We start from the raw sequence: 15389 nt of genomic DNA on the forward strand, positions 1-15389 counted from the left end.
GATCAGTAGAGTCTCGGCGGTTGATGCCTGACGTGGGAGCTGACACCCGCCCTGTCGATCACATCCGATGAAAAGAAAATTGCTGTTTGCTGGCCCTGTGGAGTTGTGGGCAAGCCGGCAGGCTTGTCCAGCAAATCCACAGGGCACCACCGCGCCGCGTGCTCGGCCGGCGTCCGCCAACCGAGCGCGCCATGTGGGCGGACGTGGTTGTAGTCCTCCCGCCATGCCGCCAACTCGGCCCGCGCCTGGGTCAGGCTGAGGAACAGGGTCTCGTTCAGGAACTCGTCCCGCAGGCGGCCGATGAAGCTCTCGGCGTAGGCGTTCTCGACCGGCTTGCCGGGTCGGATGTAGCACCAGTCCACGCAGCGCTCCTGACACCAGCCCAGCACCGCGTTCGAGGTGAACTCGGTGCCATTGTCCGAGATGATCCGCCCCGGCTTGCCGTGGACTTCCACCAGCCGCGACAGCTCGCGCACCACCCGATGGCCGCTGATCGAGGTGTCGGCGATCGACAGCAGGTTCAGCTTCGTCACCACGTCGATCACCACCAGGAACCGGATACGCCGGCCGCAGGCCAAGCTGTCACTGGCGAAGTCCAAAGCCCAGGCCTGATGGGGCCGCTCGTACACCATCGGCGCCAGCCGGGCACCCAGTGCACGCTTGCGACCGCCGCGGCGACGCACCGCCAGCCCTTCCTCCCGGTACAGCCGATAGACGCGCTTGTGATTGACGCGAAGGCCTTCACGCCGGAGCAGCACCGTCAGGCGGCGATAGCCGAAGCGCCGCCGTTCCGCCGCCAGCGTCAGCAACCGTTCCCGCGTCAGCCCGTCCGGCTCTCGCCGCGACCGGTAACGGACGCTCGATCGGCCAAGCCCCAGAACACGACACGCCCGCCGCTGGCTCACCTGATGTCCCGTCACCAGATGAACCGCGGCTTTCCGTCGAACGGCGGGCGTTACCATTTTTTTGATGCCACGTCCTTCAGCATCACGATGTCCAGTTGCTGATCGGCGACAATCCGTTTCAGCCGCGCATTCTCCGCCTCCAGCGCCTTCAGACGCTGAGCGTCGGAAACTTCCATTCCACCGTACTTGGCCTTCCACTTGTAGAACGTCGCCTGGCTGACGCCGTGACGGCGGCACACCTCCGCCGTCTTCGCTCCGGCCTCCTGTTCCTTCAGGATGGCGATGATCTGCGCCTCGCTGAAACGGCTCGCCTTCATGATCGTCCAACCCCTCTCCGTTGGGTCGGACTCTATTTCAACCTAGACCTCTTTCCAGGGGCTGGGTCACAGTGCATCAGTCACCTCGTGCAGAGACGTGACCCTCTACGTTCATCCCGCCGTTTCGATCAAGCTGGCGCGAAAGCTGCCGGAACCGCGCGCACGGTTCCCACTTCACGTTGACGCGCCGACCGTCAATGTCCGTCCGGCCACGAGTCGAGAAGGCGGCCGGCCGCGTCGAACCGCATCGGCACGGGTTCCCCCAGGATCTCGATCCCGGGCCGGGAGGCGAGCCGCGGGAGCAGCGCCTCGGACGCGTAGAGATGCTCCAGGTGCAGGGTGTTGGGGATGCGGATCATGGTGATCGCGTCCGGCGTCTGCGATTCGCAGGTCTTCACCGCCGCCTGGATCGCGGTCTTGTCGTCCGGCATCGCCATCGGCAGCGACGCGGCGATTAGCACGCCGGAGGTCAGGGAATTGGTGTAGACCGACTCCCGGTCGAAGCGGTCGAACAGCCGCTCGGTGATCACGTCGGCGCGCGCCACCCCGTTGGCGTTCCCCTGGCTCTTGTCCGTCACGTCCAGCACGACGATGCGCGACACCGACGGGCCGCCGCTGATCGCGGTGGTGGAGGGGCGGCCCGTGATGTTCGGGTCCATGCCGCTGCCGGAGAATTCCTTACCGACATGGTCCACCAGCAACACGTCCAGCGGACCGGATGCCAGCGGTTGGTCGAGCGGTCCCAGCGGCAGGCGCGGCATGTTGCGCATGGCTTCTGCCAGATGCTCCCGCTCGCGCTCGATCATGCCGTCGGGCGGCAGCACCACGATCTTGGACAGCCGGTCGTAGGCGTTCTCGATGGTGCCGATGCCGAACAGCACCCGGCAGGTCCTCAGCTTGACGCGCGCCATCTCGACGATGAAGCGGCCGACGTGGTTGAACCCCCAGGCGTGGCAATTCTCCGCACCCGATTGCTTGCCGAGCCCGATGGACAGCATCTTGACCAAGCCGCTTTCGTTCGCGGCGCGGAAGGCACTGTGCGGCTTGATGCGGTTGAACAGGACGATGCCGTCGGCTTCAAAAGCCAAGCGATCGACGCGCACGGACATGCCGTTGTCGAGCCGGCCGACCTCCACCGTCTCCATGCTCGACCGGATCGGGCAGCCGGCGGTCGCCTCCGTCACGCCGAGCTGCTCCAGCACCTTCACCTGCCCTTCGGCGGTGGCGCCGCCGTGGCTGCCCATCGATGGGACGATGAAGGGCTGGGCGCCCAGCGCGCGCAGTTCGGCCACGATCGCCCGCACGAGTTCCGGCAGGCTGGCAAGGCCACGGCTGCCGACGGTGAGCGCCACCGACATGCCGGGCCGGATGCTCCCCGCCACCACGGGGGCCGCCGCCATGGCCTCGCGCACCGCGCAGGCCGGGTCGGGGGTGCCGCCGGTGTCGAACCGCTGGCGCACGAGCGCCATCCGCGGCAGCGGAACATTCTCCACCAGCTTGACGTAGCTCGGCCTCATCCGGTCAGTCCTCCGGCCCGTCACGGGTGCACGAAAAAGTGGCGATCGACGTCCTGCCCGGACAGGAGCGCGATGACGTTCCGCACGGTTCGCAGCGACACCTCGCGGCGGGCGTCCTCGGTGACGCCGCCGATGTGCGGCGACAGGATCACGTTGTCCAGCCCCCACAGCGGGTTGTCGGCCGCCGGCGGCTCCGGCGAGAAGCAGTCGAGCCCCGCGCCGGCGATGACGCCGCCGCGCAGTGCCTCCACCAGCGCCGGCTCGTCCACCACCTCGCCGCGGGCGGTGTTGATCAGCAGAGCCGTCGGCTTCATCAGCCGCAGTTCGGGCGCACCGATCAGATTGCGGGTCTGCGGGGTGAGCGGGCAATGCAGGCTCACCACGTCGCTCCCGGCCAGCAGCGAGGGCAGATCCGCCGCCCGCGCGATGTCCGGCCCGAACGCTCCATCCGGCGCGAAGGGGTCATGGGCAGCCACCGTCATGCCGAGGGGCTGGACCATCGCGGCGAGCCTGCGCCCGATCTCCCCCATGCCGACCAGCCCGAGCCGCCGCCCGTGCAACTCGAAACCAGTATAGATCTTCGCCGCCCAGCCGCCGCCGCGCACGAAGGCGTCCTGCCGGCGTACGTCCTTCGCGAGCGCCAGCATCAACGCCAGCGCATGCTCCGCCACCGATCGGGCGTTCGCCCCCACCGCGGCCAGCACCGGCAAGCCAAGGCGGGCCGCGGCGGCCACGTCGATGTCGTTGGTGCCCGCGCCATGTTTGGCGACGACCTTGAGGCGCTGCGACGCGCGCAGGATGTCCTCGTCGATCCGCTCCACCAGCCGCACGACGATCGCGTCCGGCTGCCGTTCGGCGAGGAGTGCCAGGGTCTCCTCCTTCTTCGGATAAGCGCCGGTGGCGAATGACCGGATTCCGGCGTCGCGCAGCAGCGCTTCCGCGCCTTCGGTCACCGGACCGCCGAGACTGACCACGGTCAAGGTCATGGACCGGCTCCTCACACGGCTTCGGCGTAGGTCGCGGCGAGCGCGGCGATCCGGGCATCCACTTCCCCGGCGATCAGCACCGGCGCGCGGCTGGCCCCGACGTCCGGCACGGCGTGCCGCAGCGCCCTCTTGACCATGGCCGGCGGGAAACCGAAGGCGTACAGGTCCTTGCGAAGGGTGCTGAAGCGGGTTTGATGCTCCTCCGCCGCGGCGAGGTCGCCGCGCACGAAGCTGGCGTGGATGCCGTTGAGCGTCACGGGGGCGATGTTGCCCAGGCCGGAGATACAGCCCGCAGCACCATGGCGCAGCCCGTGCAGGACCAGCGAATCCGGGCCGACCAGCACGTCGAAGTCCGACCGCTCCCGCGCGATCGCGAGGAAGCCGTCGAGACTTTCCTGCGAGCCGGCGCTGTCCTTGATGCCGATGATGTTCGGGTGTTCGGCCAACGTACGCGCGGTGTCCGGCTGCAGCGTGTTCCCCGTACGCGCCGGGATGTTGTAGAGATACACCGGCACGGTCAAAGCGTCCGCCACTTGGCGGTAATGGTCGATCAGCTCATCCTGCGAGCAGGCGATGAAGGACGGCGTGATGGCCGACACCGCGCGCACGCCGAGCCCCTGGACGGCCTTGCCCAGCGCGATGGTCTGGTGGGTCGAGATCTCGCCGACATGCGCCAGGACCGGGACGCGCCCGCCGGCCGCCTCGACGCAGATCGCGGCGACTTTCACCTTCTCCTCGAAGGAGAGGGCGTAGAACTCCCCGTTGGTGCCGGCGCAGAACACGCCGTTGCCGACGGCGGCCTGCCGGGCAACCTGGCGGCGGAGTGCGGCGGCGTTGACGGACTCCTCCGCGTCGAAGGGGGTGACGATGGCGACGAAGGGACCGGTGATCCTGGTCATGGCCTGAAGCCTCGGAATGGGTGTGGGACGGCGGCGCGGTGGATCGGCTCAGAAGGCGGCGTGGTACATCGCCAGGATGTCATCGCGGCCGACGTCCCGCGGGTTGTTGTCGAGCAGCCGGCGGATGGCATGCGCCTCCGACGCCATGGCCGGGAAGTCGTCGGCCGGCACGCCGTAGGCCGACAGCCGCATCTCGCACCCCAGCCCGCGGCACCAGCCATGGGCGGCCTCGAACACCGCCGCCGGGTCCGTTGCCGGCGGCAGGCCCAGCGCCTCCAGCACCAGCGCCGTGCGTTCCGGCACGGCCGGCGCGTTGAAGGCCAGCACATGCGGGAAGATCAGCGCGTTGGCGGCGCCGTGCGGAACGTTGTGGCGGGTGCCGAGCGGATAGGCCACCGCATGCCCGGCGGTGGTGTTGACCGGTCCCAGGCAGAAGCCGCCGTAGAGGGAGGCGAGCGACAGTCCGGCACGGGCCGCGCGGTCGCCGCCGTCGGCGATGGCGCGCGGCAGCCAGCGCCCGACGAGCCGCGCCCCCTCCAGCGCGTACAGGTCGATGGCCGGGTGCGCCTTGCGGTTGGTGAAGGCCTCCACGCAATGGGCCAGCGCGTCCACCCCCGTGGCGGCGGTCAGTGCCGGCGGCACGCTGAGCGTCAGGTCCGGGTCGATGACGGCGAGGTCGGCCAGCATGTGCACGCTCTGCACCGCCAGCTTGTTGCGGGTCGCCGGGTCGGTCACCAGGGCGCGGGTGCCCGCCTCGCTGCCGGTGCCGGAGGTGGTCGGCACCTGCACCAGAAGCGACCGCTTGCCGGCCACCCGCTCCGGCCCGACCACCTCCGCCAGGGACTGGCCGCTGCCGGGGAGCACGGCGGCGAGCTTGGCGAGGTCCATGGCGCTGCCACCGCCGAGGCCGACGACCACCTGCGGGTCGACCGACAGCGCCACGGCCAGCAGCGCCTCCAGATTGGGAAGGTCCGGTTCCGGCTTCACCTCGGCGAAGACGGTGATGCCGCCGTCCAGCTCCAGCCGGTCGAGCCGGGCGGCGTTGAAGGCGTCGGCGACGACCAGGACGCGGCGGAGGCCCCGGTCGCGCACCCAGCGCCCGACGGTGCCGACGGTGCCGGATCCGAACTCGATGCGCGGCGGGCGGAGCAGTTCGATGGCCCGGGAGGGATCGTTCATGGTCATGGCAGGTCCTCAGCGGGCTGGGCGGGGGGCTGGGCAGGGGCGGCACAGGCTGCCAGCGCCCGGGCGTAATCGATGGCCTCGATCAGGCTCGTCTCGTTGGCGATGCCCTTGCCCGCGATGTCGAAGGCGGTTCCGTGATCGACGGAGGTGCGGATGATCGGCAGGCCTAGCGTGATGTTGACGCCGCTCAGCGCATCCCAGGCCCCGGTCGCGGGGTTGACGTTGAAGCCCAGAAGCTTGACCGGGATGTGTCCCTGGTCGTGGTACATGGCGACGACCGCGTCGAACTGGCCGGCGCGCAGCTTCACGAAGACGGTGTCGCCGGGCACCGGGCCCACCACGTCCAGCCCCTCCTCCACGCAGCGGCGGATCACCGGCTCGCTGACGTCGATGTCCTGGCGACCGAACAGACCGCCCTCGCCCGCGTGCGGGTTGAGCGCCGCGACGGCGATGCGGCGGCGCGGCAAGCCGAGACCCCGGAGCGCCTCGTCGGTGAGGTCGATCACGTAGCGCAGCCGCTCCGGCGTCAGGCGCTTCGGCACCTCCTCCAGCGCCACATGGGTGGTCACGTGGCTGACGCGCATGTTGCCGTGCGCCAGCATCATCACCGAACCGCGAGCGCCGGTGAGGTCGGCCAGCATGTCCGTGTGGCCGGCATAGTGGTAGCCGGCCTTGTTCAGCGCCTCTTTGTTGAGCGGCGCGGTGACGATGCCCTGGATGCGTCCGGCCTGCGCCAGCCGCACGCCGCGTTCGACGGCCAGGAAGGCGAAGCGGCCGGCGTCCATCGACAGGACGCCGGGCCGGATCGGCTCCCCCTCCGGCCCGGCCTGCAGGCAGGCGAGCGCCGGCCAGGACGCGTCGTCCGCCGTCACTTCCGGGATCGGCGGCGCGTTGTCGATCGCGTCCTGGGCGGCGCGCAACGCCGGCGTGCTGCCGATGATCAGCAGCCGCAGCTCGCCGGCGTCCAGGCGGTCCTTCAACTTGCGGCAGGCCTTGACGATGATTTCCGGCCCGACGCCGGCCGGGTCACCCATGGTGACGGCCAGGTGCGGTATCATGCGGGGTCTCCCTGGGTGGATGGTACGGCGGCGGCGATCAGCCGGCGCAAGAGTTGCGGGTCGCCGAAGGCACCTGATTTCGACACGACGCGGACACCGTTCCAGCGCCCGCCGCGCAGCACGGAACAGGGCACGCCCGCCTCGATCTGCCCGTCGAGATCCAGACGCTCGGCCCCGAGCGACCGGCAGAGCGCGCGCAGCGTCTCGCCACCGGCCACGATCAGCGTGCCGGGCGGTGGCAGGCGCCGCGCCAGCCTGTCCAGCCAGTCGGCGATGCGACCGGCGGCGGCCTCGCGCGGCAGACCGTCCGGCAGCGATGGACGGGCCAGGACGGCGCCCCCGCCGGCAAGGCGCTCCGCCAGCGCGGCGGCACCGCCCTCCCCGGCGTCTGGCAGCGCCAGGACGGACGATGCGCAGGCCGACAACTGTGCGTCGGTGACGGGATGGTCCGTCCCGAACAGCCCGAGGATGGGACTTGGCAAGACGCCGGCGCGCATCACCGGGACCGCACGTCCAAGCCGACCGGCCAGCGCCGCGGCCAGGCCGCCGCTGCCGCACCAGAGGACGTGGTCGCCCTGCCCCGCACCCGCCAACAGCCCGGCGGCGGCGATGGCCGCGAGATCGGTATCGGTCTCCGCGTCCCACAGGCTGACGCCGGGCGGCACGGCGTCGCCGGGACGGCAGAGCGCGGCCGACAGCCCTTCCCGTTCGAGGTCGTGGAGAAAGCCGGCGCCGACCGGCTGCCAGCCACCGGCCAGACGGGCCTGCTGCACGCCGCCGCGGGTGACGCGGCCCTGGAGGGGAAAGGCGGGGGCGATGATGCAGCGGGCGGGGTTGACGGCTTCCACCCAGCCGGCGATCGCGGCCGCCGCGTGACCGCGCAGCAGGCTGTCCAACTTGGCGTAGAGCAGCGTGTCCGGTCCGCCGTGGAGCCGGGCGGCGAGCGCCGCGGTGGCGGCCAGCGTCGCACCAAGGCCGGCCTCCCGCGTGCCGCTGTCGATGGCGATGGAGGATCCCGCCAACAGGGTGGCCGGGGCGCCCCAGTGGACCGGCACCGGGTCCGCGGGTCCCGCGAACCACACCGCCGTGTCGAGCGCGCCGGTCAGGTCGTCGGCGATCAGCCGCAACGGGGTCACGGGCTCACCGCGGGCGCGTCCCGCACGGGTCCGCATGGGGTGGAATTCGTCGCCACGGCACCCTTCCTCCGGTCGCGCGGCGGTGATCCGCCGCTGGTTGGCGTCACGGATAGATCGGCTGGACCGTCCTGTCAATATGTTGTAATGTTGAGCAACGGAAAACGGCACTGGACAGGCGATCGCGTCATTTACATGTTAACGACGCCGACCCGTGGACTCGCACCCCCGCGGTGACGCGGCACCCAGCGCGGAAAGACACCATGGCCGAACCGATCGCCACCGATGACACGCTCGACGACGACCGTTCCGGCGGAGCGCGGGCGCGTCAGTCGCCGCTTGCGCAGCGCGTCTACCAGCTGCTGCTCACCATGATCAACGCGGGCGACTACCAGCCCGACCAGAAGCTGCCGGGCGAGCATGAACTGGCGTCCCAGTTCCTCGTCTCCCGCCCCATCGTGCGAGAGGCGCTCGGCCGGCTGCGCGACGAGGGGCTGATCTATTCGCGCCAGGGCGCCGGCAGCTTCGTGAAGAAGCGCGGCAACGGGTCGCGCGTGCTCGGCTATGCGCCGGTGGAAACCATCGCCGACATACAGCGCTGCTACGAGTTCCGCCTCACCATCGAGCCCGACCACGCCTATTTCGCCGCGCTGCGCTGGAACGACCCGGCGCTGGACGCCATCGCGGCGGCGCTGGAGCTGATGCACGACGCGACCAAGGCCCATCTGCACCGGGAGGATGCCGACTACGCCTTCCACTGCGCCGTGGCGCACGCCACGAACAACCACTACTACACCGCGTCGATGCTGGCGCTGAAGGACCACATCGCGGTGGGCATGAAGTTCCACGGCGTCTCGCTGATGGGCCCGAAATCGGGTCTGGCCGGGGTGTTCGAGGAGCACAAGGGCATCTTCGAGGCCATCCGGCACCGAGACGCCGAGGCCGCCCGCGATCTCATGCGGCGCCACCTGGAAGGCTCCCGCGACCGCATTTTCGAGGGCAAGGTGCTGGACCTGTCGCTCTGACGGTCCGGACACCCGGTCGTACTGGCAGATTTACAATAGACGACAGCTGGACGATGGCGGTGCCGGTGCCGCACGCACGATCTGCCTGCCCACCAGCGATCGCCCTGCAATTTCCAATCTATTGATTTGTATCGACTATCCGTCGTGGAACCGAGAGCCTCCGCGGATCGGCGCGTGACGGACAATCATGCACGCAAAGAATTTACATGTTGACAGATAGACGGCAACTCGGCAGGCTCCAGGCACGAGCGGCCTGCCGGCCGCCCACCGGCGGATTGCCGTGCGTGGCGGCCCGTGGACGCCCCGGCCAGCCCGCAGGCACCGGCCGGCGCCGCACCAAGCACCAAAAATGGAGGAAACCGTGAAGCTCAAGTTCCTCGCCGCCGCTCTGCTGGGCTTTTCCATGGCCGGGCCCATTGCCGGGCCGGTCTCGGCGCAGACGCCCTACCCGACCAAGCCGGTGACGGTCGTGGTCCCCTTCACGGCCGGCGGCACGGCCGACATCATCGGCCGCATGGTCGCCGAACACCTCCAGAAGACCCTCGGCCAGCCCTTCGTGGTGGAGAACATCGGCGGCGGCGGCGGCGTGTCCGGTGTGGAAAAGGTTGTCAAGTCGGCACCCGACGGCAGCACCCTGGTGCTCGCCAGCACCTCCAACCTGGCGGTGCACCCCACCCTCTACGGCGCCAAGTTCCCCTACCAGACGCTGCGCGACCTAAAGCCGATCACGCAGGTCAGCGTGGTGCCCAACGTTCTCGTGGTCAACCCCGACAAGATCAAGGCGCGCACCGTTCCCGACCTCATCGCCTATCTCAAGGCGAACCCGGACAAGGTCAGCTTCGGTTCCTCCGGCATCGGCACCACCCAGCATCTGGCCGGCGAGCTCTTCCAGCAGCGCACGGGGGCGTCGATGGTGCACATCCCCTACAAGGGATCGAGCGCCATGCTCCCCGACCTGCTGGCCGGCAACATCGAGCTGGCCTTCGACAATGTGCCGCTGCTGCTGCCGCACGTCGCGGCGGGCAAGCTGGCCATGCTGGCGGTGGCGACGCCGGAACGCGCGGACTTCGACAAGAACATCCCCACCGTCGCCGAGTTCGTCCCCGGCTTCGAGGCGACCGCGTGGCACGGCTTCCTGGCGCCCGCCGCGACTCCCGACGCCGTGATCGCCAAGCTGGCGACGGAGATCCGCGCCTTCATGCAGCAGCCGGAGACGGTGAAGCGGATGAGCGGTCTCGGGATGACCCCCGTCTCCTCCATGCCGGAGGAGTTCACAGCCCTGATCCGGACGATGACCGCCCAATGGAAGGAAGTCATCGAAAAGGGCAACATCAAGCCGCAGTGAGCCCCATGGTCCGCCACCCCATCCTGACCGCGCTGGTGAGCCGGGATTCCCTCTCGGGCCTGATGTTCATCGCGTTTGCCGCCGGCTTCGCCTTTCTGTCCAGGGACCTGTCGCTCGGCACGGCGCTGCGCATGGGTGCCGGATACTTCCCGCTCCTCCTGTCCGCCGTGCTCGGCGTTCTCGGGCTGGTGATCGTCTTGCGGGCCCTGGTGGCCGGCGGCACGGCGGTGGAAGGTGTCTCCTGGCGCGGGCTGGCCCTGGTGTCCGCCTCCGTCCTGGTCTTCGGGCTGGGGCTGGGCGGGCTGGGCCTCGGTCCTGCCGTCGCCGGCAGCACGATCCTGGCGGCCATGGCAAGCGGTCGGGCCCGGCCGCTGGGGATCGCGATGCTTGCCGCCTTCCTGGTGGCCTTCACCTGGCTCGTCTTCATCCGCGGGCTCGGCCTTCCGATCCCGATGATCGGCTCCTGGCTGGCCTGACTGGGGAGCACCGGCGTGGACATCCTGAACAACCTGGCCCTGGGCTTCGCCACGACGCTCAGCGTCTCCAACCTCCTCTATTGTTTCGTGGGTGCGCTGCTCGGCACGCTGATCGGTGTGCTGCCGGGGCTCGGACCCGTCGCCACCATCGCCATGCTGCTGCCGATCACCTTCGGGCTGGAGCCGGTGTCGGCGCTGATCATGCTGGCCGGCATCTATTACGGCGCGCAGTACGGAGGCTCCACAACGGCGATCCTGATCAACCTGCCCGGGGAGAGCACCTCGGTGGTCACGGCGCTCGACGGCTACGCCATGGCCCGCCAGGGTCGCGCCGGCGCCGCGCTGGCGACGGCGGCGCTGGGGTCCTTCGTCGCGGGCACCATAGCCACGGTGTTCATCGCGCTGTTCGCACCGCCGCTGGCGGCACTCGCCCTGCAGTTCGGGCCGCCGGAATACTTCGCGCTGATGGTGCTGGGTCTGATCGCGTCGGTGACGCTGGCGTCCGGATCCCTTCTCAAGGCGCTCGCCATGATCATCCTGGGCCTGCTGCTCGGCCTGATCGGCCGCGACGTCTACACCACCGAGGCGCGCTTCACCTTCGGCCTGGAGAACCTGACCGACGGGTTGCAGTTCGTGGCGCTGGCGATGGGCGTGTACGGCATCGGCGAAATCATCAAGAACCTGGAGTCGCACGAGGACCGGACACCCACCGCCGCGAAGGTGGAGGGTCTCATGCTGTCCAGGCAGGACCTCGCGCGCATCACCCCGCCGGTGCTCCGCGGCACGGCGCTGGGCTCCCTGCTCGGGATCCTGCCGGGCGGCGGTGCGCTGCTGTCCTCCTTCGCGTCCTACGCGTTGGAAAAACGGATGTCGCGCAACCCCGCCGCCTTCGGCCGAGGCGCCATCGAAGGCGTCGCCGGGCCGGAAAGCGCCAACAACGCCGGGGCGCAGTCCTCCTTCATCCCGATGCTGACGCTGGGCATCCCGTCCAACCCGGTGATGGCCCTGATGGTCGGCGCCCTGATCATCCACGGCATCACACCGGGGCCGTCCTTCATCACCGACAAGCCCGAGATGTTCTGGGGTCTGGTCGCCTCAATGTGGGTCGGCAACCTCATGCTGGTCGTTCTGAACCTGCCGCTGATCGGCATCTGGGTGCGGCTGCTGACCGTTCCCTACCACTGGCTGTTTCCGGCCATCGTGGTGTTCTCCGCCATCGGCGTCTACAGCGTGAACAACAGCGCGGGCGACGTGCTGGTGATGGCGGCCATGGGGGTGTTCGGATACGCGCTTCACAAGCTCGACTGCGAGCCGGCCCCGCTGCTGCTCGGCTTCGTCCTTGGCCCCATGCTGGAGGAGCACCTGCGGCGCAGTATGCTCCTCTTCCGGGGCGATCCCACCCAGTTCCTCACCCGGCCCCTGACGGCGTCGCTGCTCGTGTTGGCGCTGGTGGCACTGGTGGTGGTCCTCCTGCCAACCATCGGGCAGAAGCGGGAGACGGTGTTCCGCGAGTGATCGTGGAGCCGGTGTGACTGTGCGCGGGGGCCGGATCGGCCGGGGTCAGCCGGCAGTGAGGTGGTCCCCGTTCCCCGGACAGTTTTGCGGCTGGAATAAGCTTGGTTCAGGTTCGTGTTATGCCGCCAATCTGATCCGGTCCAATGGGCCCTTATAGGCCTCGTCGGGGTTCTGCCGCCGAGCGCCGAGTGCGGGCGGTCGGCGTTGTAAAAATCGATCCAGCGGCCGGTCCCGGCCCTGGCCTCGCTGTCGGTTTGAACCGCCCGCATCCTTCGCAGCGCAGGCGCGTCGCACATCCCAAAGCGTCGTGTCCGGACCCAACTTGCGAGTACGGGCCAGCAACAACGGATCCAACGCGCGTCGGCGATGGCACGCGCCACACTCCGCCGTCAGCCTGCAGGCCGGCTCGATCAGCTCCTCCAAACGTCGGGCGTAGAGCGGCGCCGGCGGCGCCTCGACCGCCCGGTAGCCGCAGCCTTGGGTCCCACAGCCCGCGCAAGCCAGCCGGCGCACTGAACCGCACCGTGTTTCCCGGAGGCCGATTTGGTTGGATCACGCCGCCATGGCGACGCTGTCGGCTTGAGCATAGTAGCGTGCTTCGGCTTCGGCGGGAGGGATATTGCCGATGGGTTCGAGGAGGCGCCGGTGATCGAACCAGTCGACCCATTCCAGGGTGGCGAACTCGACGGCCTCCAGGGTGCGCCAGGGTCCGCGGCGCCGGATCACCTCGGTCTTGTAGAGGCCGTTGATCGTCTCGGCCAAGGCATTGTCGTACGAATCACCGACGCTGCCGACGGAGGGTTCGACGCCGGCGGCGGTGAGACGCTCGGTGTACTTGATGGCAACGTATTGGGTGAATTCAAGCGGTCGTCGCAACACCGATGCGGGGGGTGGGGCGATGGCAGGTCGGCGACGTTCGGAACGGGCCTTGCGAGAGAAGCTGAGGTCACCAGGGAGGCCAGGGGTTGGGCGTCGAGAGGACCGGCGCCGCTTCTGGACGTTGGTGGCTGCGGGCCTGACCAGCGAGGACGCAGCGATGCAGGTGGGGATCTCGCAGCCGGTCGGAGGCCGCTGGTTTCGCGATGCGGGCGGCATGCCGCCGTCGCATCTGTCCCGTTCGTCGAAGCCCCTGTCCCGGCGATACCTTAGCTTTGCCGAGCGGGAGCCCAATCTCCTGGACCGCAATTTCACGCCCGCCGCACCGAACGAAGTCTGGGTCAGCGACATTACCTTCCTGGCCACGGACGAGGGCTGGCTGTACGAGGCCCCCATCCTGGACCTGTTCAGCCGGAAAGTGATCGGCTGGGGATGCGCGACCACTTACGCACCGAGTTGCCACTGGCCGCGCTGACCATGGCGATACAGCGGCAGCGGCCCGGGCCGGGGCTGCTGCTGCACTCGGACCGCGGCTGCCAATACGCCTCGGCGGAGTACCGCAAAGCCCTGAAAAGCAATGGCTTCGTCCAATCCATGAGCCGCAAATGAAACTGCTGGGACAACGCCCCTATGGAGAGCTTCTTCGGCAGCCTGAGGGCGTAACTCGTCCATGAGCAGCACTATCCCACACGCGAGGCCGCCAAGCGGGACCTGTTCGCCTACATCGAAGGCTACTACAATCGCCAGCGGCTCCACTCGACCCTCGGCTACATCACCCCAGAACAGGCCGAGCTGCGGACCGCATAACCCGGTGTCCATTCCCCCGAGGGAAGCTCAGAATCCCGTTCCTCTGCTACTCGGACCCCGAGAACGAACGCTGGCCGGCGCGCGACCGCCCTCGCGGCCGCCTCAGCCCGGCACGTCGTCCGCGCGGTCGAAGCCGAGGGATTTCGTTAGGCGACGGTAGCCGTCCCGGATGTCGTTTTCGATCGCGGCGCGCACCGTGGCCCCGTCACGGTCGTGCAAGCCACGGATCGCCCACTGGTGGTTGGAGACGCCGAGCCGGTTGATGGCGTACTCGGGATACAGGCCGTTCAGCGAAGGGCCGACGCGCAGCCACAGCGTCTCGATCACCGCGACCAGGCGCGGCATCTTCGACAGCCCGTAGAGCAGGAAGTGGAAATCCTTGTTGCGCGCCAGGACGCACTGATAGTCCGCGCGATCCATCGCGGCGTTGATCTCCACCTGAATCGCTTCGAACTCGGCCGCCGCCGCCTCTCCGACATTCGCCACCGCCTCCTGCGCAGCCAGCCCTTCGAGGGCGAGCCGCATCTTGGTGACCTCGTCGAGCGTGGCCCGGGTCAGGACCGGGACCACGACGGTCTTCGGCCCCAGGTTGACCAGGGCGCCCTCGCTGATCAGGCGGGTGATCGCGTCGCGCGCCGGGGTGGTGCTGACCCCCAGATCGCCGGCCACCCGGCGCACCGTCAGCTTCTCCCCGGGCGGGAACGCGCCGCGGATCATGGTGTCCTTCAGGGCTTCGTAAGCCAGCTCCCCGAGGCTGCCCTGCCGGTCCAGCCGCCGCAGCTGGGTATCGTCGGTCGCGGCCTCCCTCATCGGGCTCTCCATGGCCAGCACCGATTGATCATGCGTCCCGTCCTTCCCGCGCTCTCACCCGTCCGCACAGGACGGACGATGATGCACCATCAAATGCCGCATCATCAAAAGTCAAGGCGCGGCTCAGCGGGCTGTAGCCGGTTCGAGCGGTGCGCATCAGTCAGGCGGGAGTGCCGGAGCAGGGCTTCTTCATGGTAGCGGTCATCCCGACCAGAGCGAAGCAGGCCAGAAACTTGACCTTGATCGCTGCGAACCGCGGCGTGAAACCAGCTCCCTCCTATTAGATTGTCGTTTGATGTAACATTTGTTCCAAATCCGGAGCAGGCACACTTTGCAATCTCGTGACGGACGTCGCGACAAGCGCGGGGAGTTCGCACAGGGCCTGCCGGGCGGGCGCAATCCATCGTTCCATCTGAATTTTTTGTTGCATCAAAATTGATTATTGGTCACTCTGACAGCAGCCGGAACGGCTGTTCGTCGGGACATGTCGCGCAAAAGCCGGCGCATCCGATGATATTGTTGCATCATATGACAA

Annotated in this window: 12 protein-coding genes and 4 pseudogenes; 6 read left to right on the plus strand and 10 right to left on the minus strand. The window is 68.7% G+C overall.

Going from position 1 to position 15389, the window contains the following annotated elements; translation table 11 throughout:
- Positions 1-2 precede the first annotated feature (2 nt).
- The 7 genes from HL658_RS17480 to HL658_RS17510 form a co-directional block, all read right to left on the minus strand.
- A protein-coding gene (locus tag HL658_RS17480; protein ID WP_246337669.1) for an IS3 family transposase occupies positions 3-1222 on the minus strand; the annotation gives its coding sequence in 2 pieces (ribosomal slippage) (positions 3-973 and positions 973-1222; 1221 coding nt in all).
- Between the two features lie 194 nt (positions 1223-1416).
- Positions 1417-2739: a nickel pincer cofactor-dependent isomerase, group 22 gene (locus HL658_RS17485; RefSeq protein WP_180285064.1), complete on the minus strand. Its 1323-nt coding sequence runs from the start codon at positions 2737-2739 to the stop codon at positions 1417-1419.
- A 20-nt stretch (positions 2740-2759) separates the two neighbouring features.
- Positions 2760-3725 (minus strand): hydroxyacid dehydrogenase, encoded by a 966-nt coding sequence (locus tag HL658_RS17490; protein ID WP_180285063.1) that lies wholly within the window; start codon positions 3723-3725, stop codon positions 2760-2762.
- An 11-nt stretch (positions 3726-3736) separates the two neighbouring features.
- The gene (locus HL658_RS17495; RefSeq protein WP_180285062.1) at positions 3737-4624 is read right to left on the minus strand and encodes a dihydrodipicolinate synthase family protein; all 888 of its coding nucleotides are present in this window, start codon (positions 4622-4624) and stop codon (positions 3737-3739) included.
- A gap of 48 nt (positions 4625-4672) precedes the next feature.
- Complete coding sequence (locus tag HL658_RS17500; protein ID WP_180285061.1) at positions 4673-5809, minus strand: iron-containing alcohol dehydrogenase; 1137 nt, start codon at positions 5807-5809, stop codon at positions 4673-4675.
- Positions 5806-6867 carry a 4-hydroxythreonine-4-phosphate dehydrogenase PdxA gene (gene pdxA / locus HL658_RS17505; RefSeq protein WP_180285060.1) on the minus strand — a complete coding sequence of 354 codons (1062 nt, stop codon included), beginning with the start codon at positions 6865-6867 and terminating at the stop codon, positions 5806-5808. Before pdxA ends, HL658_RS17500 begins: the two co-directional genes overlap by 4 nt.
- The gene (locus tag HL658_RS17510) at positions 6864-8003 is read right to left on the minus strand and encodes a four-carbon acid sugar kinase family protein (protein WP_211109771.1); all 1140 of its coding nucleotides are present in this window, start codon (positions 8001-8003) and stop codon (positions 6864-6866) included. The genes pdxA and HL658_RS17510 overlap by 4 nt, the downstream gene beginning before the upstream one ends.
- 260 nt (positions 8004-8263) lie before the next feature.
- On the opposite strand from HL658_RS17510, the gene HL658_RS17515 reads away from it, so the two are divergent.
- From HL658_RS17515 to HL658_RS17530, 4 genes are all read left to right on the plus strand, one after another.
- On the plus strand, positions 8264-9025 hold the full coding sequence (locus HL658_RS17515) for a FadR/GntR family transcriptional regulator (protein WP_180285058.1): 762 nt from the start codon (positions 8264-8266) through the stop codon (positions 9023-9025).
- A 361-nt stretch (positions 9026-9386) separates the two neighbouring features.
- Positions 9387-10370, plus strand: a complete 984-nt coding sequence (locus HL658_RS17520; RefSeq protein ID WP_211109772.1) for a Bug family tripartite tricarboxylate transporter substrate binding protein — start codon at positions 9387-9389, stop codon at positions 10368-10370.
- Between the two features lie 5 nt (positions 10371-10375).
- Positions 10376-10846, plus strand: a complete 471-nt coding sequence (locus HL658_RS17525) for a tripartite tricarboxylate transporter TctB family protein (RefSeq protein WP_180285057.1) — start codon at positions 10376-10378, stop codon at positions 10844-10846.
- Between the two features lie 15 nt (positions 10847-10861).
- Positions 10862-12361, plus strand: a complete 1500-nt coding sequence (locus HL658_RS17530; RefSeq protein ID WP_180285056.1) for a tripartite tricarboxylate transporter permease — start codon at positions 10862-10864, stop codon at positions 12359-12361.
- Between the two features lie 117 nt (positions 12362-12478).
- Here HL658_RS17530 and HL658_RS17535 read toward each other — a convergent pair.
- Positions 12479-12618, minus strand: a pseudogene (locus tag HL658_RS17535) (integrase core domain-containing protein); the annotation flags it as partial.
- A gap of 295 nt (positions 12619-12913) precedes the next feature.
- Positions 12914-13216: pseudogene (locus HL658_RS17540) on the minus strand (integrase core domain-containing protein); the annotation flags it as partial.
- A 43-nt stretch (positions 13217-13259) separates the two neighbouring features.
- Here HL658_RS17540 and HL658_RS17545 point away from each other — a divergent pair.
- Positions 13260-13526 (plus strand): annotated as a pseudogene (locus HL658_RS17545) (IS30 family transposase); the annotation flags it as partial.
- Positions 13527-14044, plus strand: a pseudogene (locus tag HL658_RS37160) (IS3 family transposase); the annotation flags it as partial. It abuts the pseudogene before it with no gap.
- Positions 14045-14146: 102 nt separating this feature from the next.
- On the opposite strand, the gene HL658_RS17555 reads toward HL658_RS37160, so the two are convergent.
- Entirely contained in the window at positions 14147-14854 is a 708-nt protein-coding gene (locus HL658_RS17555) for a GntR family transcriptional regulator (protein ID WP_180285055.1), read from the minus strand.
- Positions 14855-15389 lie beyond the last annotated feature (535 nt).

This window comes from Azospirillum oleiclasticum, assembly GCF_013423485.1.
GTDB classification, from domain to species: domain Bacteria; phylum Pseudomonadota; class Alphaproteobacteria; order Azospirillales; family Azospirillaceae; genus Azospirillum; species Azospirillum oleiclasticum.